The 19,668-nt window shown below is 43.6% G+C and carries 15 protein-coding genes; 7 read left to right on the top strand and 8 right to left on the bottom strand.

The features are described 5' to 3' along the window. Positions 1-18: 18 nt before the first annotated feature. The 4 genes from NH153_RS06715 to NH153_RS06700 form a co-directional block, all read right to left on the bottom strand. Complete coding sequence (locus NH153_RS06715) at positions 19-1,542, bottom strand: M17 family metallopeptidase (protein ID WP_063702214.1); 1,524 nt, start codon at positions 1,540-1,542, stop codon at positions 19-21. A gap of 103 nt (positions 1,543-1,645) precedes the next feature. Further along, positions 1,646-3,328 carry a carbon starvation CstA family protein gene (locus tag NH153_RS06710; protein WP_063702212.1) on the bottom strand — a complete coding sequence of 561 codons (1,683 nt, stop codon included), beginning with the start codon at positions 3,326-3,328 and terminating at the stop codon, positions 1,646-1,648. A 106-nt stretch (positions 3,329-3,434) separates the two neighbouring features. Continuing rightward, complete coding sequence (gene dinB, locus NH153_RS06705) at positions 3,435-4,487, bottom strand: DNA polymerase IV (RefSeq protein WP_063702209.1); 1,053 nt, start codon at positions 4,485-4,487, stop codon at positions 3,435-3,437. Positions 4,488-4,548: 61 nt separating this feature from the next. Further along, a complete protein-coding gene (locus tag NH153_RS06700; RefSeq protein WP_054552594.1) occupies positions 4,549-4,755 on the bottom strand; it encodes a hypothetical protein in 207 nt (68 codons plus the stop codon). A gap of 153 nt (positions 4,756-4,908) precedes the next feature. Here NH153_RS06700 and NH153_RS06695 point away from each other — a divergent pair, with 153 nt between their 5' ends. From NH153_RS06695 to NH153_RS06685, 3 genes are all read left to right on the top strand, one after another. After that, a complete protein-coding gene (locus NH153_RS06695) occupies positions 4,909-5,337 on the top strand; it encodes an acyl-CoA thioesterase (protein ID WP_054552595.1) in 429 nt (142 codons plus the stop codon). A gap of 12 nt (positions 5,338-5,349) precedes the next feature. Continuing rightward, positions 5,350-6,402 carry an aldo/keto reductase gene (locus tag NH153_RS06690; protein ID WP_063702208.1) on the top strand — a complete coding sequence of 351 codons (1,053 nt, stop codon included), beginning with the start codon at positions 5,350-5,352 and terminating at the stop codon, positions 6,400-6,402. 136 nt (positions 6,403-6,538) lie between these two features. Beyond that, the gene (locus NH153_RS06685) at positions 6,539-7,465 is read left to right on the top strand and encodes a hypothetical protein (RefSeq protein ID WP_082874007.1); all 927 of its coding nucleotides are present in this window, start codon (positions 6,539-6,541) and stop codon (positions 7,463-7,465) included. Here the strand turns inward: NH153_RS06685 and NH153_RS06680 are convergent. Then, entirely contained in the window at positions 7,416-8,027 is a 612-nt protein-coding gene (locus NH153_RS06680; RefSeq protein WP_063702205.1) for a fumarylacetoacetate hydrolase family protein, read from the bottom strand. The two genes, NH153_RS06685 and NH153_RS06680, sit on opposite strands and share 50 nt — an antisense overlap. Before the next feature lie 302 nt (positions 8,028-8,329). Between NH153_RS06680 and NH153_RS06675 the strand changes: the two genes are divergently transcribed. The 4 genes from NH153_RS06675 (at position 8,330) to NH153_RS06660 (ending at position 14,666) form a co-directional block, all read left to right on the top strand. Then, positions 8,330-11,278, top strand: coding sequence for a TonB-dependent receptor (locus NH153_RS06675; protein WP_063702203.1), 2,949 nt, complete (start codon positions 8,330-8,332; stop codon positions 11,276-11,278). 90 nt (positions 11,279-11,368) lie between these two features. After that, positions 11,369-12,910, top strand: coding sequence for a tryptophan halogenase family protein (locus NH153_RS06670; RefSeq protein ID WP_063702289.1), 1,542 nt, complete (start codon positions 11,369-11,371; stop codon positions 12,908-12,910). A gap of 20 nt (positions 12,911-12,930) precedes the next feature. Continuing rightward, positions 12,931-13,656: a SapC family protein gene (locus tag NH153_RS06665; protein WP_063702201.1), complete on the top strand. Its 726-nt coding sequence runs from the start codon at positions 12,931-12,933 to the stop codon at positions 13,654-13,656. Then, the gene (locus NH153_RS06660) at positions 13,641-14,666 is read left to right on the top strand and encodes a cupin-like domain-containing protein (protein ID WP_063702199.1); all 1,026 of its coding nucleotides are present in this window, start codon (positions 13,641-13,643) and stop codon (positions 14,664-14,666) included. Before NH153_RS06665 ends, NH153_RS06660 begins: the two co-directional genes overlap by 16 nt. 94 nt (positions 14,667-14,760) lie before the next feature. On the opposite strand, the gene NH153_RS06655 is transcribed toward NH153_RS06660, so the two are convergent. The 3 genes from NH153_RS06655 to NH153_RS06645 form a co-directional block, all read right to left on the bottom strand. Continuing rightward, a complete protein-coding gene (locus NH153_RS06655; protein ID WP_063702197.1) occupies positions 14,761-15,798 on the bottom strand; it encodes a glycoside hydrolase family 16 protein in 1,038 nt (345 codons plus the stop codon). After that, a complete protein-coding gene (locus NH153_RS06650) occupies positions 15,789-18,251 on the bottom strand; it encodes a glycoside hydrolase family 3 protein (protein WP_370626073.1) in 2,463 nt (820 codons plus the stop codon). The genes NH153_RS06655 and NH153_RS06650 overlap by 10 nt, the downstream gene beginning before the upstream one ends. Before the next feature lie 62 nt (positions 18,252-18,313). Continuing rightward, positions 18,314-19,573, bottom strand: a complete 1,260-nt coding sequence (locus NH153_RS06645) for a sugar MFS transporter (RefSeq protein ID WP_063702193.1) — start codon at positions 19,571-19,573, stop codon at positions 18,314-18,316. Between the last annotated feature and the right edge of the window lie 95 nt (positions 19,574-19,668).

Genomic DNA, 19,668 nt, shown 5'->3' with positions numbered 1-19,668 from the left:
AAAACTTATAACTTTAGCTTATAAACAATAACGAGCGAATAAGCTGCTTACTGTTGCTGCGGTAGGCTTACCATGTTGCCAATCACCACCTTCTACACCGCTACCTGCGATATCCATATGAACATACGGTAATGGCTTTTCAGATTCAGTGCCATGCTTATCTAAGCCACCAACAATCGCTAAGAATGCCATTGGGAACTGGTGACCACGTGCAGTTACAGCTGATGGTGCATTGTTGCTTGAAAGTACGTCATCTGCCAGTGTACGTGGTTTTACGAAATCGTAATCTTCACGGCGGCTACGAGATACTTCTGCGCCATCTGCCCATAAATCACCTAAATCAGCAATTTGGCGTGAAACATTCGCTGCACGAGCTGGACCATTTTCAACATACGCACTGTAAGGACCCATCGCACGTGCTGCGTGGCCTGTTAGCGTAGCAACAGTGAATAGCTCTGGGTTCACTTCGTTTAAAGCGCGATCTTTCATTTCACTTAGTAAGTCACCCATTGCTAAACGACCTTCAGCATCGGTGTTACCGATACGAACACGTACACCTTCACGGCAAGTGATGATTTCATCAGGAACAAAACAATCAGAACCAATTGAGTTACGAACCACGGCTAAATAGGCAATTACTTTTACGCCTTTTGGTGCAAAGTCAGCCACTGATTTCATAAAGCCAGCAACCGAAGCCGCACCGCCTTTATCGCGGCTCATGCCTGCCATAAAGCCACCCACTTTAAGGTCTGCACCACCGGTATCGTAAACTAAACCTTTACCAACAAACATTAAGGTACGCTCAACGTCGCCTTCAGGCACGTATTCTAGTTTTACAACACGTGGGTGATGACGTTCAACAGCGTAAGATGCGCGCGCTACAGTGCTCATCATTGGGTAATCTTTATCGATAGTGTTGATATCTGAAATCACTTCAACAGATACCTTGCTACCCGCAAATAACTCAACGCAGTAATCAGCAAAACGTGGTGGTGCCATACGCTCAGGTTCTGTACCACATAAATCACGTGCAGCGTATTGACCCGCAGCAATAGCATTAAGCGCTTTGCTCATTGCCTCGTCTGCGCCAACTAGGCTAATTTGGCTAATTGGTTCAATCGCTTGACCATGGTACTCACGAGCCTCAAGTGGTTGCCAAAGTGCTTGGCAAGCACCTAAATAAGCCACTTCGAGGGCGTGCTTGTAACGGCTATCTTGATTTACATTAGCAAGTAAAATTGCAGGCTGAGTGCTACCCGATGCTTTCGCTTCTAGTACACCTTGCTTTGCCGCATCAAAGTAACGACGTACATCATCATAATCACGGTTCAGAGGGCCTGTAGGCGCCAAAATAACGCGTTTAGAGTCAATTACAAGTAATGTCACTTGTTTACCAATACGTGCGTCTACGGCTTGTTGAGCGCTAATAGCTTGGCTTAAGCTTGCGTCTGCTAAAGAAGAAAAATCATCACCGATAATAATCAATGCATCGTGATTTGCATCCGCTAATTGCGGGGCTGCAACTGCATGAGGGTATGCCATAAAAAAGGTCCTGCTGTTAGAAACATAGGACCTTATTATCATTGATTTAAAGCGCTATTGCCAGCCAAGTAAGATAGCTTACGATAAGGCTGGCAAGCTAAGTTTACTGCTCTGTAATGTCTGCTGAGTCTTTACGATGCTTAACAATCACAGACCAAGCTTCAAGCATAACCAGTACGCTCACCACCAGTACTAACAAATCAAGTGTCACCAGTAACCAGTTACCTTGTTGATAGTACTCGCCAAGTTTAATAACCCCAGCAAAGAACGCCATTATCAATACAAAACTCATTGGGATCAGTGTGTATTTTGCAGGACGATTCGCCTTAATTAGCATCACTGAAATAACCAACAAGGTTAAACTTGCAAGGATTTGGTTAGTCGAGCCGAATAACGGCCAAATGATCATACCGCCGCTACCATCAGCGCCACCAGCACCAAAAGCAAGCAGTAAACAGCAAAGTACAGCAACTAACGTCGCAACCACACCGTTTCGAATAATGCTGATATTATAAATATCGCCCCATTCTTGGATGATATAACGCTGCAGACGAACGCCAGAGTCCATCGTAGTCCCCGCAAACAGCACCACCATTACGGCAAGTAATGTTGAGGCGACTTCTTGCGAAATACCCCAGCCGTTTTCAATTAGATTAGCGCCACCATTAATAAAGGCACTCACACTACCGGCACCTAAGTGGCTGTAAATTTCATGCCATTCTTCTGGAGATACCGCAAGCGCAACACCACTTACTGCAACCAATGTAATAAGCGCAAGCATACCTTCGCCTACCGCACCTAAGTAACCAACAAAGCGACCATCGGTTTCTTTGTTAAGCTGCTTAGAACTGGTACCTGAAGACACAATACCGTGGAAACCCGATACCGCACCACAAGCTATAGTCACGAATAACAATGGAATAATACTTGGTGTATCTACCGCCGTTTGGGTATTAAACGCAGGCGCTGTGATATCTGGCATTGAAATAAATACCGCACCATAAAGTAGTACTAATCCCACTAATAACTGCATACCGTTGATGAAGTCACGTGGCTGTAACAGCATCCATACCGGCAATAATGAAGCAATGGCAGCATAAATAAATAAGATGATGATCCAGTTCGCATTCGCACTCAATCCGAACATTTCATCAGGTAATGCGATTGGCATGCTACTACCTAGGTAAATTGTGTAGTAAAGAATGGCAACACCAATTAAACACAGTGGAATTAACGACACTTTACGGCGTAACAATTGACCGATGACTAAAGCCACCACAATCGCTGACCAAGCAGGGAATACCGCGTTAGGTTGAGATACAAATGATTTAGCAATGACCACACCAAATACCGCATTCACCATCAGCAGTACTAAGAACACCACAATCATAAATAACGCACGGGTGCGTTTACCAATTACGCTTTCAGATAAAGCGCCCATTGATTTGCCTTTGTTACGCGCACTGGCCCATAGAGCCCCCATGTCGTGAACACCAGCAAAAAAGATAGTACCAAATACCACCCAAAGTACCGCAGGCACCCAGCCCCAATAAACGGCAATGGCAGGGCCAACAATTGGCGCGGCACCTGCAACAGAAGTGAAATGGTGACCCCATAACACAACTTTGTTAGTTGGCACATAATCCACACCATCCTCAAGTTCATGAGCAGGTGTGACAAAATTATCATCCATTTTAAATATTTTTTCGGCGATGAATTTCGAATAAAAGAACCATCCGAACAACATACCGACTATTCCGAGCAGCACGATTACGACCGATTGCATAGTCATCTCTCTTATTAAGTTATAATGTTGTCTAAGGTGTTGAACTAGGCAGGCCTAGCACCCCAACTAGACACTAACAAACTTTCAAGCACCAAGGTGTTAACCTTTAGTCTAATATACTCAGCTGAAAATGCTCGTGAGCCTGACTCTTTATTCCGACACCTATCCCTAGCAGGCGTACTGGCTGGTTGTTACCTCGCTCATAGGCTTTGCTCATTAACTCAGCAAAAATGCGTTCGTCTAATTGATGGTGGCTTTGATCGGCACTGGTCACAACAAAATTGGCAAACTTGACCTTCACCGATAATTTATTGATGCGGTTGTTTAATTGTTGTCTATCAAGACGACGAGTTAATTCATCCATCAAGCGGGGTAACTGGCTTAAACACTCGTCTAAATTATTTTTGTTGTATTCATAGGTGTGCTCAACACTGAGCGACTTTCGCACTCGCTCTGTTGACACTTTGCCAACGTATTCGCCTGCACACTTTTGATATAAAGACACGCCAAAATTACCAATGTGCTGCTGCATCCAATTAACCCCTTTCGCACGCACATCAGCCCCCGTGTAAAGCCCTTTAAGTTGCAGCTTTTCTAATGTCACCTTGCCTACGCCAGGAATTTTGCCAAGCGGTAAACTCGCCAAAAAGTCATCAACTTGATCGGGCAATACCACAAACTGACCATTAGGCTTATTTTCATCGCTGGCTATTTTGGCAATAAACTTAATTGGCGCAACGCCCGCTGAGGCTGTTAGTCCGGTGGTGTCATAGATTTCTTGGCGGATTTGCTCTGCCATCAGAGTTGCACTGCCTTTGCATGCGGTACTGTCGGTTACATCAAGGTAGGCTTCATCTAACGATAACGGCTCAATAAGGTCAGTGTACTTTGCAAAAATGGCGCGAATTTGCGTGGAGATTTCTTTGTAAACCTGCATGCGTCCGGGCACGATAACCAGATCGGGGCACAGTTGTTTGGCGTGATAGTTCGACATCGCCGAGCGCACACCATATTTACGGGCAATATAATTAGCTGTTGATAGCACCCCGCGACGACTATTACCACCTATAGCCAGTGGCACATTGGCAAGCGCGGGGTTATCACGCATCTCAACGGCTGCATAAAAGCAGTCCATATCGATGTGAATGAATTTTTTCATCAGGAATACAACAACTGTTTATATATACAGTTATTATATTTAAACTTCCTGAGAGTGCAAGCTAAGAGGTTTGGCTTGTTTGTTGGTTTGGTTTTTTGCGACTGATAAGCCGTGCGCCAAATAACCAAAACGCGGCTTCGAATAACAAGCCCACGACAATTAAAGCGATAAATCCTGACATTGTGCCCATGCTATAACAGAGCAAAGCTAGAGCGAGTAAGATGAAAAGTGCAATCCACTTTATCACCCTCAAGGTTAGTTGCTGCATAATTAAGGTCCTTTAATGTGTGTTCATTTTGCTCACACTTTACGTAAGCGTGAACTTATAAATCTAGCACAATCTACTGAGCTTTCTAATTTCCTTGAGCTAAAAGCAGCATATTGCTAACCTAAGTTTTCTCACAATCAACGAAGATTTACTATGCAATCGTTTATAGAACAACACCCTATCAGAACAAAAATTAATGTTGCATGGGGTGAAATGGATGCCCTGCAGCACGTCAATAATGTGGTGTATTTTCGCTACTTTGAAACAGCCCGTATCGATTTTTTTACTCAACTAGGTTTTCTTAAAGATTTACAAGTAACAGGTGTGGGTCCGGTGATCAGCGAAAACAATGCTCGCTATAAACGCCCGGTGACATTTCCTGATACGGTGCATGTTGGTGTAAAGATTAGTGACATTGAACACGATCGTTTTATGATGCATTACACTGTATTTAGTGAAAGCCAAGACGCAGTAACAACCATTGGCTCATCACAAGTGGTTATGTTTAATTTTAAAACGGGTAAAAAAGCGCAGTTAAATGATGAGTTATTAACTGCACTTAAAGCCCATTCTAGCGATTAACAAGGATCTATTATGCTTTATAGCCCACTTGGTCGAAGTGGTATTGATGTATCTCGTGTTTGCTTAGGTAGCATGACATGGGGTATGCAAAACAACCAAGCCGATGCCGATGAACAAATCGCCTATGCATTAGATAAAGGCGTTAACTTTATTGATACTGCCGAAATGTATGCCGTACCACCTTCTCCAGACACCTACGGTAAGACAGAAGAGATCATCGGTAATTGGTTAGCGCGTAATAAAGACAAACGCGATGATCTTGTCATTGCCACTAAAATTGCGGGTAACGGCTTACCTTGGGTACGCGATGCAGGCGATATTACTCGCCAAGCAGTGGTTGAAGCCGTTGATGCATCTCTTAAACGCTTGCAAACTGAGGTTATCGATTTATACCAATTACATTGGCCTAACCGTACATCACCGCACTTTGGTAAACAGTGGCCAGGTAAAGTGTGCTTCTCAGAGGCTGACACTGATCAAAATATCGCGGGTATGTTAGATATTCTTGAAGGGCTGAATGACTGTATCAAGGCTGGTAAAATTAAGCACTGTGGTTTATCAGACGATACACCTTGGGGCATCAGCCAGTACTTACGCTTAAGTGAGCAGCATAACCTTCCGCGCATGGTATCGATTCAAAACGAATTTAGTTTATTGCACGCCAAAGATTGGCCGTATTTGATTGAACAATGTATTCATGAAGATATTGCTTACCTACCTTGGTCACCCCTAGGTGGCGGCATGCTAAGTGGTAAGTACTTAAATGGTGCTCGCCCTGAAGGTAGTCGTTGGACGCTAGTGCAACGTAATGGCCTATTTAGAGACACAGCACAATCACGCGCTGCGATTGCTGAATATGTTGAAATTGCTAACGCCTTTAATTTAACACCTTCACAACTTGCATTGGCTTGGTGTGATCAAGTGGATGGCGTAAGCTCAACGATTATAGGTGCAACATCAATGGCGCAGTTAAAAGAAAATATCGATGCTTTCTCGGTGCAATTAAGCGATGAAGCTAACGATAAAATCGCTGACGTATTTACCCGCTATCCTATGCCTTTCTAGGTAATATTCGAAAATATGAGTGAGTCTACCCTCTGTAGGCTCACTAGCACTAATTTATCATTTTTCTGTTTCACCTACAGGTTTATCCATACTTTAGTGTATAGTTACTCATAGCATTTAACTTTGTAGGGTGTTAATGAGTAGAGTCGTAAAACAAGTATTATGCGTGGTTGCAGGGTCGTTGTTTGCCACCATTACTCATGCCTCTGAGCAGCTCTCAATTACTTGGCTTGAAAATGATGGTAAGCCCTTCTTTATCGAGAAAAGTAACGCTTATCCCCATGGTGGGCTATGCAATGAAATTACCGATATGTTGATTGAAGCCTTACCCAACATTAACCACAACAAAGTGATGTTGCCGCAAAAACGTGGCAGTAAATATCTCGATGACGGACAAATGGCGTGCTATGCCTGCATGATCCATCGTGATAAAAAAACCAACCGCGCTACTTACTCAATCCCAACCACAGTGTACCCACCCTTTAGCGTATTAAGTACCGAAGAGAAAGCACTGAAAATTAAGCAAAAACACGGTAACCCAGTATCACTTATCTCTTTGCTCACTGATGCCAATTTTATTTATGGTCAAAATGATGCGCGTAAATTTGGCAATAAGCTTGATGCTATAGCGAAAAATACCAAGCTTTACGAAAGTGCAGCATTAAGTGGTAATGGCAGTAGTCCAAATTTTGCTTTGCTCTCGCAGTTAGAGCATGGCTACATTGATTACACCATTGATTACCCCTACGTTGCTGATTATTACAATCAACAAAACCAACAGAATATTCAAAAGCTCACCATTGTTAATCCGGCTCAGAATGTGGTATTTGGCGCCATTGGTTGCTCAACGAACGCGCCTAATAACTATGCCGAAAAAGTGCTTGCAGAAATTAATGAGGCGCTGAAGAACAAAGTACTGCCAAGTGAGAGATACCAGCAAAGCCAACGAACTTGGCTCGAACAAAGCTTTCCTGAGTTTTCAACTTATTACCAGCGCTACATTTTAGACCCGCTTAAAGAGCCTGCCACTGATGAGATAGCAACGCCTGTTGATCATCCATAAGAGTTACAGCAAAGCTTGAATTAGCGACAACCTTCCCTACCCCTTCAGGCGTGCCAGTCATAATGATATCGCCATCTTCTAGATCCATAAATTCACTGATTTCGGCTAAGATTTGCTCAGCATTATGCAGCATTAACTTCGTATCGCCAAATTGGGTCTCTTTACCATCAATCTTCAAACTAAATTGATAATGGTAACTGTCATTCACCGTGACAAACTCAGTAAAAAGCGCAGAACCATTAAATGCTTTTGCGCGCTCCCAAGGTAGGCCTTTTTCTTTAAGCGTGCTTTGTAGGCCTCGTTTGGTTAAATCAAGCCCTAGCCCAACCGCAGCCAGTTGTTTGTTTTTAACTAAAAAGCAGAGCTCAGTTTCGAAGTGGAGTGCCTCACCTAAATGCTCACTTTTAAGAGACTCTGTGATTGCGCTATTTGGTTTTGCAAACAGCACCATATTTGTTGGTGTTTCATTGTTAAGCTCCGCAATATGCGCAGTATAATTACGACCAACGCAAATGATTTTGCTTGGGGTGAATACACCTTCATTCCATTTCACTGATTGCACAAAAACACCTCTTGTTTTAACAAATGTAAAAGACTCTAATTTTCTAATTTTAGCTGAAAGGCGTTGCCTTTGTACCTAAAAAACAGAAACTTTTTGATAAAATATTTCCCATAATAACATAAACATAGATATTACCTCTGATCTTAAACCGTTATTTGTGTTGACGATTGTTTTACTTTCTAATAACTTAATGTAAGCGGTTACATTTATAAAATCGGGTTCGGCGATTTTTTTTGAAAGAAAATGTAAGCGCTTACAAAAATAGACAACAACATAAAATAAAACCAAATCTGGAGATTTGCATGAACCACACACTTTTCAAGAAAAAGCAGCTTGCTATTAGCCTGTCTATGGCAATGGGTCTAAGCGCGCTAGTTCCTCACTCAGCTGTCGCCGAAGAACAGCCCGACAAAGCAAGTGATATTGAAGTAATACAAGTATCAGGTATCCGCGGAAGCCTAGTAAAATCAATGGATATCAAACGTCAATCTGCAGGTGTTGTTGATGCAATTACCTCTGAAGACATTGGTAAATTCCCTGATACCAACCTAGCAGAATCTTTACAACGTATTACCGGTGTGTCTATTGACCGTAGTAATGGTGAAGGTAGCAAAATTACGGTTCGTGGTTTTGGTCCTGAATTTAACTTAGTAACCCTTAACAATCGTCAAATGCCAACAACTGGCGGTCGTTCATTTGATTTTGGCGACATCGCAACAGAAAGTGTAAGCGGTGTTGAAGTATATAAAACAGCGCGTTCTGATATCCCTAGCGGGGGTATTGGTGCAACAGTTAATATCACCACAGCTAAACCTCTTTCTAACCCTGGTTTACACGCTTCGATTGGTGCAAAAGCAGTTCACGACACATCAAACGAAACAGGTGATGATGTAACACCTGAGCTATCAGGTATCTACAGCAACACATTCAACGATGACAAATTCGGTATTTTAATTTCAGGCTCAGTTCAAGAGCGTGACAACCGCGAACAATCAATGGCGGTTGATAACTGGATCCCAAATGTTGATATTTCATCGTCTCCTGATTTAGCACTGACAGATAACAACCAACGCGGTGATGGCGCAACCTGGTACCCGCAAAATGCTGGTTATGCGTTTTCAGACAATTCACGTAAACGTACCAATGGTCAACTTGTGCTGCAATACGCACCGAATGACCGCATTACTGCAACCGTTGATTACACTTACTCAAAGCTAGAGTTTGAAAAAGATGGCCGTAGCTTTGGTGTGTGGTTCAACAATGGTGGTAATGTTAGCGCAGCAACGATTAATGAAAACGGTACTTACACGCAAGTAACTGAAATTGGTGGTGACTACTCAACAAACTTAAACCGCGGTGCAACAACTAACGAAAATAAATCACTTGGTTTAAACATTGATTGGCAAGTAACAGACAATTTAAACATCGAGTTTGATGCGCACAATTCATCAGCTGAAAGTGCCGGTGTGGGTATCGGCCATGATGCGTTTATGATTATTGGTAACACGTCATGTTCATGGTGTGAAAACCCAACAGTGAATATCGACGAAAAAATGGCTGACTTCAGCAAAGGCGAAATTCCACTTATCGATATGACATTAACCAATGGCCAAGCAGAAATTTTACCGAGCGACATGGGGACCCTTTTCGCCGGTGTAAACAAAGACACTAACACCAACGACCTTGACCAATACCAGTTAAAAGGTACGTGGTATAACGAAAACAGCGGCGCCCTATCGAGCATTAACTTTGGTGTATCACATACTAAAATTGATTTCCGTACGACGACAGCCTACTCAGGTCAGCTTGCTGCTGGTTGGTGGTTAATGTCAGCTGATTGGTACGATGACAGCATGTTCACTCGTGTAGACAGCTCAGGTTTACTTGATGGCTTCTCTGGTGGTGGTAGCGATAAGCTATTAAATTACTACTACGATGCTGATTTCGATGACATTGTCGCGATTGCCGAAAGCATTGACTGTGATCACCCTGATGGCGGCGTTGGCGCATGTAGCTGGCCTGCTGATGTAAACGGCATGGTACAAGCGGGTCCAATCGATGACGATCATCGTGTAAGCGAAGAAACAACTGCGGTGTACGCACAAGCTAACTTCGAAACAGAATTTAACGGTATGCCAGTGAACATCACTGCGGGTTTACGTTACGAATCAACAGATGTTACAGCAAACAGCTTAGAGCGCCCTGCTGTTGCGATGGAATGGGTTAACGGTAACGAATGGTCTTACATTTACGCTGATGAGCGTTCATTCTCAAACGGTGAAGGTAGCAGCAAAGAGTTTTTACCTAGCATCGATATGAACATCGAAGTAGTTGAAGACGTTATTGCACGCTTCTCTTACAGCCGTAGCCTTGCTCGTCCTCCTGTTGGCGCGCTTCGCTCAACAACGTCATTCTTAGGTAACCCGAAAGTGGGTCAACGTAAAGTGGCTGTGGGTAACCCGAACTTAAAACCTTATACTTCAGATAATATCGATCTATCACTTGAATACTACTACGGTGAAGGCAGCTATGTGTCTGCGGGTTACTATCGTAAGCAAGTTGATAACTTCCTTGTAAATATCACAACCGAAGAAACGATTGATGGTATTACAGACCCATTCATTGGTGATCGTGCAGAGCAAGCGCGTGAAGATTTAGCAGCAGCAGGTGAGCAACCATCTGACCAAGCAATCCACGATAAGATCAACGAAAACCAAGGCACTGAAGAAGGCACACCTATCGTTGGTAACGATACAGATCCACTGGCAAGCTTCTTCGTATCGCGTGATAACAACGTTGAAACAGCAAACCTATGGGGCTGGGAACTAGCAGCGCAACATATGTTTGGTGATTCTGGCTTTGGTATTGCCGCTAACGCGACTTTCGTATTTGGTGATGTTGAAGCAGACCGAGATGCTATTGGCTATCAATTTGCCCTACCGGGTTTAAGTGATTCAGCTAACTTCTCTGCGATTTATGATTTAAACGGTTTATCTGCTCGTATTTCTTATAACTGGCGTGATGAGTTCTTAACAGGCTTTGACCAACATGCTTCACCAATCTTTACTGAGTCTTATGGCCAGTGGGATATTAACGTGAACTATTCAGTTAACGAGAACCTAACGGTGTTTGTTGAAGGTCTAAACCTGACAGATGAAACGCAACGTACTTACGTTCGTTACTCTGAGCAGCTGTTACGTGCAAACCAATATGGTGCGCGCTACAACATCGGCTTCCGCTACTCGTTCTAGCATTTTGTTGTCAAAAAAGCCGCTCAACAGCGGCTTTTTTTTTCGTATTTATGCTAGTTTGTCTACATAGCATTTGAGATGGCCTTAAACATGCAACAGAATGAAGTAAAAAAAGTCGTCATTTTAGGTGGTGGTTCTGCAGGTTGGTTATCCGCAGGTTTAATTGCTGCCCAGCCCCATTTAACTCACAACGCACAGATCACCCTGATTGAGTCGCCCGATATTGCCACCATTGGTGTTGGTGAAGGCACTTGGCCAACCATGCGACAAACCTTAAAAACCATCGGCATTAGCGAAAGTGAATTTATTCAACGTTGTGATGCGTCTTTTAAACAAGGTTCACGCTTTGATGGCTGGTGCGACGATGAAGGCGACGCACATTATTACCACCCGTTCAGCTTACCGGTGGCGTATCAGCAATTAAATATTGCACCTTACTGGTTTGCCAACAAAGATGCTGTGAGTTTCAGCCACGCGGTGGCAAGCCAAACCTACTTATGCGATCACCATAAAGCACCGAAAAACCACTTGCATAGCGCCTATCAAGGTGAAGCAAACTATGGCTATCATTTAGATGCCGGTAAGTTTGCCATGCTGCTACAACAGCACTGCACGACCAAACTAAACGTTGAGCATATCGTCAGTCATGTTGAATGTATCAATAGTGATGAAGATGGCTATATTAGTTCATTGCAAACCCGCGATCATGGCACTATTGCAGGTGATTTATTTATTGATTGCTCTGGCACCCACGCAAAGCTGTTACATCAACATTACGGGATAGAGCTAATTGAGCAACACGATGTGTTATTTAACGATCGAGCCGTTGCCGTACAGGTGCCCTATTTAAACCCGCAGCAAGAGATCCTTTCTTATACCAAAGCCACTGCGCAAGATGCCGGTTGGATTTGGGATATCGGCTTACAAAGCCGCCGTGGTCTAGGTATGGTGTACTCAAGTCGTTTTGCCAGTAGCGAAGATGCGAAACAGGCGCTTAGCCAGTACATTGCAAAAACCCAGCCTGGTACCGCGCAAAATGAACTGACATTTCGTGAAATCAGTTTTACGCCCGGCTATAGACGCCGTTTTTGGTATAAAAACTGTTTAGCTATTGGTATGTCTGCAGGCTTTATTGAACCACTTGAAGCCTCAGCGTTAGTCATGGTGGAGCTTGGCCTGAATAACTTACTTGCTAATTTCCCAACACATCGTGCTGCAATGCCGACACTGGCAAAGCGGTTTGATGAGCAGTGCCATTATCGCTGGCAACGTATCATTGAATTTTTAAAGCTGCATTATGTGTTGTCAAAGCGCACTAGCCCCTATTGGCAAGCCCATAAAGAGGCAAACTCAGTCCCTCTGCAACTTCAAGAAAACTTAGCACTTTGGCAATATCAAAGTCCGTGGTTAAACGACTTTGACCGCGCTCAAGAGGTCTTCTCTGCAGCCAGTTACCAGTATGTACTTTATGGAATGAAGCAATTGCCACAATTTCCTGTACTTGCAATGCCAACGGCTATTATTGAGCATTTTAGTGCTAACCAACAACAAGCCAAACGCGGATTACAACAACTACCCACTAACCGCGAGCTGTTAAATCATATTCAGCAATTTGGTATACAACCTATTTAATCTCAGTATTAGGAGGCCCAATGGCCAATCATGTCTTACTTGATAACATCAGCCATAAAGACCTAAAAGTGATCACCACACGCGGTGCTAACTGGGGCGACAATATTAGCTGCGCTACCGTATTTCCAAGTGAGTTTGCTAAAGTTCAAGCAAATCAACCAATCGTATTTCGTAAGCACCCGCAAACAGGTCAATTCGAAGCCCTCGCTTTATTTGGTTTCGAAAATGGCGAAAACTTGCTGCTAAACGAGCAAGGCGAATTGCAACTGAGTTACTTACCGCTAAGTATGCAGCGCCAGCCATTTTTAATTGGCCAACAAACCCAGTATAACAATGGTATTCCTGAGCAATCTCTGGTGGTACATATTGATTTAGACAGCCCACGCATAAGCACACGTGATGGCGAAGCCATTTTCCTTGAACATGGTGGAAATAGCGAATACTTAAATCATATTGCTCAAGTACTTAACGCGTTACATCAAGAACACCAAACAATTAATCAGTTTTTTGAGCGTTTGCTTAGTGTTAATTTACTCGAAGCTTTCAGTATTGAATATGCAGATAAAAATGGCGAAAAAGTCACAGTGAGCGGCTTTTATACCATTAACCAACAGGTACTCAATGGCTTGACCGCTGAACAACTTAAGCAGTTACAACAGCAAGGCGACCTACAAGCCGTTTATATGGTGCTGGCATCAATGGAGCACATTCCTCATTTGCTCAATAAAAAATGGGCTCAGCAGTAATGTTTGCGGCTGCGCCAATAAAAGAATGCCAGGCTTCAAGCATTGCTGATCTAAAAGCATTTTTAGCTGAGCTAACTGAGCCACTTGTCATCAGAGATCTCTGCGCTAATTGGCCCCAAGTCATTGCCGCTAAACAAGGTTCTAAAAACGCCTTAGACTATCTTTTAGGGCTTTCTAATACCGCCCCAGTACGCAGTTTTAGCAGCCAAGCAATTCATCAGGGGCGCTATTTTTATAACGCTGATTTCTCGGGGCTTAATTTTTCACAGCACGCCGATAACCTACTTTCTGTGCTGCAAAAATTAGCACTAACACTCACACAAACCGACAGTGATTCACTGTATATGGGCTCTACTGCTGTGGAGTATTGCGCTCCGAGCTTTAGTGTTGAAAACCCATTAACAGTGACCGATTATAACTGCCTAACCAGCCTCTGGGTGGGAAATCATAGTCAGATTGCGGCTCACTATGACAACGCCGATAACCTAGCTTGTGTTGCTGCGGGTGAGCGTACGTTTACACTATTGCCAACTGATCAGGTCAATAACCTTTACGTTGGTCCACTCGAATTTACACCCGCTGGGCAAGCGATTAGCTTGGTTGATTTTAATAACCCCGATTTCAGCCGCTTTCCACGCTTTAAAGAGGCTATAGCAAAGACGCAATCGGCAACTCTTGGCCCTGGCGATGCTATTTATATTCCAGCGCTTTGGTGGCATCAGGTTAGCGCAACCAGTCCGTTTAATGTGTTGGTGAACTATTGGTGGCGACAAGCCCCAGAGTATTTAGCAAACCCATTTGATGCCATGCTGCACAGTATGCTGGCAATTAAAGACTTGCCAAACGAGCATAAACAGAAATGGCAGCAACTATTTAATCATTATGTGTTTGCTGATGATGTGGATTTAGCAAGCCACGTTGCTGAGCCTGCGCAAGGGATATTAGCGGATATCGACGAACTAACAGCCAGAAGAATAAGACAGCTATTACTACAAAAGCTCAACCGATAGAATGAACCAAAAGCCAGCGGATGCAACGAGTTCGGCGAAGCATCTGCAGGCTCTTGGTTCATAATTCACTTATAGCAATCCGCTTAATTAAGTACTATTGCGGATTGGTCTTACCCTTTATTTGTACTGCTGATGGCTGCTTTGTTGCACAGCCGATACCTGTTTCACTATTTTTACTACATTGAAAAACACGTACGTAATCCACCAGCATTTGCTTAGGGTAACCGGCAAAATCAACGCCTTTATCATTCACATTTGCTGGCCAGTTTCCGCCTACTGCAAAGTTAAGCAGTAAATGAAAACGCTGATCAAACGGAGCAAAGCCGGTATTTTCTATAAACGAGCCGTCTTGTTGTTGTGATGTTGAATACCACTGGTCGTGGCGAAATGTCGCATAGTGAACATCATCAACATACCAACGAATTTCATCTTGCTGCCATTCAAGGGCATAAACATGAAAGTTATCAGCCGGGTTATTAGCTTCGCTGAAACGGTACGGCGTACCGCTGTAAACATTTTTGGGTGCAGGACCACCGTAATGCAAGGTGCCGTGTACGCGCGTTTCAAGGCTGCCAGCTGGCGCTGTTTTGTCATCAGTGAGAGTCATTAGATTAACTGCTTCCATGATGTCTATTTCGCCTGATGATGCCCAGCGACCATAACGCCAATCAGTCGGTAACATCCAAATTGCTGGCCACGCGCCTTGCCCTGCTGGCAATTTAGCGCGAATTTCAAACCGGCCGTATCGCCAATCAGCTAAGTTTTTAGTGCGTAAACGTGCAGAAGTGAACGGCTGAGTCGCTTGTTTTTCTCGCTCAGCATCGCTACTCACTTCATCGCTATTATGCAATGGCCCAGTGTATTGCTCTTGGCGAGCAACAATATGCAATAGGCCATCTTTAACAAAACTGTTTTCGCTACGCGCGGTATAACATTGCAGTTCATCATTACCGCCACCTCGACAATTTACTTCGTGTTGCCACTTAGTTAGGTCGAGATCATTTTGCGAAAATTCGTCTTGCCAAACTAACTGCCAGCCTTCTCCTAGGCTGGCTTTGACAGGCGCTGGGGTTTGCTGACAGGCACTAAGCGCACCTGTTAGCAAAATAACAGCATACGATTTTACTGACATGAGACTGTTGCGTCCTCGGTGTGCGCGCTCGTTACTGATAGTTTAGCAATTGATACTTGCCATGCACCTTCAGTGGCTAATTGCCAAGGCGAGAATACTTGCCCAAGCTGCACACCTTGCTCTGCAAAGCAGCTCAAATCTACGGTTAGCGTTTGCCAATCATTTGCTGCTTTAACCTGTTTGCTAATATCAAATTGGCCATCACAATTTTCACCACATTGCATACCCAGCATTAGCGGCGCATCAGCAGCTTGATCTACCTTAATTTGCATTTGCAGTTGACCCGCTTTTTCAACGTATGAACGTAAATCCGATGGGAACGCCGCCATTAAACGAACCGCAGCCGCTTCTTTACCATTAAAGCTGATTGCGCGCGCATCTTCTTGTACGTCTTTATCAAAGGTTTTTACGCTAACAGCGTTAAGTGCTGCACGGCTACTGGTCATGGCTTGTAGCTCAGAACCACTTTGTAGTTGCAGTGACCACGGTGCTTTTACGGCACGTTCAAATAATACTAAGTCTTCTAATTTAGCCGCGACTTGTGATTTTTCGCTAAGGTTATCCGCCAAGGTGTTTTTATCTTGGTAAGTTAAACCAAAGCCATAAGGTAATAGTGGCGCGTAATCTTTGTCACCACGGTTTTGGTTACCTACCGGGTTATTTGGCCATGAGAACGATAACTTACCTTTAAAGTCATGATTGATAGAACCATCTTGCTTTTTAAAGATAACATCGCTGATTGCATCACCTTCACTACCTGGTAACCAAGTTGCGACAAACGCATCACTGGCATTCAGCTCTGCATTCACCCACATTGGGCGGCCACTAATAAATAGCGACACCACAGGAATGCCGGCATCTTTTAGCTTTTTAAGCAGGGCTAAGTCAGTTTTATTACCGCGTTGGTATTCAAGGTTATCTAAATCACCATTACCTTCCGCATAAGGTTGCTCACCAAACACCACAATCGCGACATCTGGCTTAGATTCAAATTCGCCATTCACATTGTATTGAACCTGACCACCTGCTTGCTCAACTGTATTTTTGATGCCATCAAAAATTGAAGAACCACCCGGGAAGTCACTATTTTCGTTACCTGTACCCTGCCATGTGATTGTCCAGCCACCTGACTGCATACCGATGTTATCAGCGCCTTGACCGGCAACTAATACGTTTGAATTTGCTGATAGCGGTAACAACTGTTGTTTATTTTTAAGTAGTACCAGTGATTCACGGACTGCTTGTTTTGCAACTGCGCGATGTTCTGCACTACCAATGATCTCTGTTTTACCTGAAAGCGGACGCTTAGCAGGGCTTGGCTTATCAAACAAACCTGCGCGCATTTTTACACGTAAGATACGCGTTACCGCATCATCGATGCGGCTTTGTGCAATTTCGCCACTTTTAACTTGCTTAATAAGGTTTTCGTAAAGTGGTTTCCATGCATCTGTCGGTACCATGTACACATCAAGACCGGCATTTGCTGCTTGCGCACAGTTGCCATTAGTACAACCCGGAATTTGACCGTGGCCGTTCCAGTCACCAACAACAAAACCATCAAAGCCCATTTTGCCTTTAAGTACATCGGTAAGTAGGTATTTGCTGCCGTGAATTTTTTCACCGTTCCAGCTGTTGAATGACGCCATTACGGTCTGAGCACCCGCACCTAACCCACCAACATAACCTTGCGCATGAATATCAAATAATTCTTGCTCAGATGCCGTGTTATTACCTTGGTCATCACCGCCTTCAGTACCGCCATCACCTAAAAAGTGTTTAACCGTACTTATCACGCGCTTATCAGATAAAAAGTCTTCATCAACCGCACCTTGCAACCCTTTAACAATGGCTGCCGAGTATGCTTTCACAATTTCAGGGTCTTCAGAATAGCCTTCATAAGTACGACCCCAACGGTCGTCACGAACAACTGCGACTGTTGGTGCGAACACCCAGTCGATGCCGGTTACCATCACTTCTTGCGCGGTAGCAGCTGCAATTTTTTCGATTAACTCTGGGTTGTTTGTTGCACCTAAACCAATGTTATGTGGAAATAATGTCGCACCAATAACATTATTGTGACCATGCACAGCATCGGTACCCCACATTGTCGGAATTGAGCTGCCATCAAGCGAGTCATCAATTGAGGCTTGATACATTTTCTCAGCAAGCTCAATCCAATCTGCGGCACTGGCATGTTTATCATTATTTGGGAATGCACCACCACCATTGAGGTAAGAACCAAAGCCATATTTACGCATATCTTCAACGGTAATATCGCGAATTTCTGGCTGGATCATTTGCGCAATCTTTTGCTCAAGGGTCATATTTGCCAGCATGTTTGCAATTTTTGCTTCCATTTCTGGGTTTGCAGCAATACCCGTTTCAATGTTTGGCCAAATTTCTTGCTCAGCGTTCACGTTGGTCACCTTATCTTGCCCAGTACAACCTAGCATGCTGACGCTTGCCATCATTAACGAACAGAGAGTGAATGTTTTTTTCAATTTCATTTTTGCACCTATGAAGTCTGAGTCGATACTTTTGAGCCAACCAGCGCAAAGTAAGTAATATATAAATAACAGGCGATAGGTAAGAATAACGCCATTTGTACGCCAACAGAATCGGCTAACACACCTTGTAGTAATGGGATAATTGCCCCACCTACAATCGCTAAACATAAAATGCCAGAGCCTTTTGAGGTGTATTTACCAAGGCCGTGTAAAGCAAGGCTGAAAATGGTTGGGAACATAATCGAGTTACATAAACCCACAAGTAAAATTGCCCACATAGCAAGGCTACCCTCACCTGTCATTGCAATCACAACCAGCAGTACTGCCAATAAGGCATGGCACGCCAGTACCTTACCTGCATTAAATTTTTGCATTACAGCAGCACCAATAAAGCGGCCAACCATAGCACCTGCAAAGTAGTAACTAATGTAATGAGCCGCTTCTTTTTCGGCGAGACCCGCAATGTTATCTAGGGTCAAAAAGCCGACTAAAAAGCTACCTATTGCCACTTCTGCACCCACATACACAAAAATACCAACAGCACCTAAAATAAGGTGGCGATAGCGCCAAACACTGCCTATATCAACAAAGTCTTCTAAATCTTGATGTGCGGCTTCGCTATCACTTTCTTTACCTAGTTTTGGCAGTTTTAAAAACGCAAAGATAACCGCAAGTACCAACAAGCTTAACGACAACATTAAATAAGGCAGTTTCACTTGTTCTGCTGTAGCTTGGCTAATTTCAGATAGAATTAACCAGCCACCAAAAATTGGCGCAACTGTCGTGCCTAACGAGTTAAACGCTTGTGTCATGGTCAAACGCGAAGACGCCGTTTTTTGCGGACCAAGTACACTTACATAAGGATTGGCTGATACTTGCAAAATCGTAATACCCGAGGCAAGTACAAACAAGGCGAGTAAAAATAATTCATATACATGGGCAACTGCAGCGGGGTAAAACAGTGCACACCCAACGGCTGCAACCACTAAGCCAACCACAATACCAAATTGGTAGCCAATACGACTGACCAACTTACCTGCGGGGATCGACATCACAAAATACGCACCAAAGAAGCAAAATTGAATGAGCATAGCCTGCGTATAGTTAAGTGAAAACATACCTTTTAAATAAGGGATTAAAATGTCATTCAGACAGGTGATGAATCCCCACATAAAAAATAATGTGGTCAATGATGCCAGCGCAAAGTGCTGCTTAGGCATATCTGCTTGGCTTGCAGCAGCCGACACAGGGGTTGAAACATGAGCCATAATTTTTCTTCTCTAGTTAATTATATTTATCAGTTTGTTACAGCAACGTTTGGTACTTAATCACTAACAACAAATAGCGAAATATGTTGCAACAT

The sequence above is a fragment of the Pseudoalteromonas gelatinilytica genome (genome assembly GCF_001641615.1).
Taxonomy (GTDB): domain Bacteria; phylum Pseudomonadota; class Gammaproteobacteria; order Enterobacterales; family Alteromonadaceae; genus Pseudoalteromonas; species Pseudoalteromonas gelatinilytica.
This window is presented reverse-complemented; position numbering and strand designations above follow the sequence as displayed.

Excerpts from the sequence above, each read along its gene's own strand:
- NH153_RS06715 (WP_063702214.1), bottom strand. The coding sequence starts at position 1,542 with ATGGCATACCCTCATGCAGTTGCAGCCCCGCAATTAGCGGATGCAAAT.
- NH153_RS06710 (WP_063702212.1), bottom strand. The coding sequence starts at position 3,328 with ATGCAATCGGTCGTAATCGTGCTGCTCGGAATAGTCGGTATGTTGTTC.
- dinB (WP_063702209.1), bottom strand. The coding sequence starts at position 4,487 with ATGAAAAAATTCATTCACATCGATATGGACTGCTTTTATGCAGCCGTT.
- NH153_RS06700 (WP_054552594.1), bottom strand. The coding sequence starts at position 4,755 with ATGCAGCAACTAACCTTGAGGGTGATAAAGTGGATTGCACTTTTCATC.
- NH153_RS06695 (WP_054552595.1), top strand. The coding sequence starts at position 4,909 with ATGCAATCGTTTATAGAACAACACCCTATCAGAACAAAAATTAATGTT.
- NH153_RS06690 (WP_063702208.1), top strand. The coding sequence starts at position 5,350 with ATGCTTTATAGCCCACTTGGTCGAAGTGGTATTGATGTATCTCGTGTT.
- NH153_RS06685 (WP_082874007.1), top strand. The coding sequence starts at position 6,539 with ATGAGTAGAGTCGTAAAACAAGTATTATGCGTGGTTGCAGGGTCGTTG.
- NH153_RS06675 (WP_063702203.1), top strand. The coding sequence starts at position 8,330 with ATGAACCACACACTTTTCAAGAAAAAGCAGCTTGCTATTAGCCTGTCT.
- NH153_RS06670 (WP_063702289.1), top strand. The coding sequence starts at position 11,369 with ATGCAACAGAATGAAGTAAAAAAAGTCGTCATTTTAGGTGGTGGTTCT.
- NH153_RS06665 (WP_063702201.1), top strand. The coding sequence starts at position 12,931 with ATGGCCAATCATGTCTTACTTGATAACATCAGCCATAAAGACCTAAAA.
- NH153_RS06660 (WP_063702199.1), top strand. The coding sequence starts at position 13,641 with ATGGGCTCAGCAGTAATGTTTGCGGCTGCGCCAATAAAAGAATGCCAG.
- NH153_RS06655 (WP_063702197.1), bottom strand. The coding sequence starts at position 15,798 with ATGTCAGTAAAATCGTATGCTGTTATTTTGCTAACAGGTGCGCTTAGT.
- NH153_RS06650 (WP_370626073.1), bottom strand. The coding sequence starts at position 18,251 with ATGCTAGGTTGTACTGGGCAAGATAAGGTGACCAACGTGAACGCTGAG.
- NH153_RS06645 (WP_063702193.1), bottom strand. The coding sequence starts at position 19,573 with ATGGCTCATGTTTCAACCCCTGTGTCGGCTGCTGCAAGCCAAGCAGAT.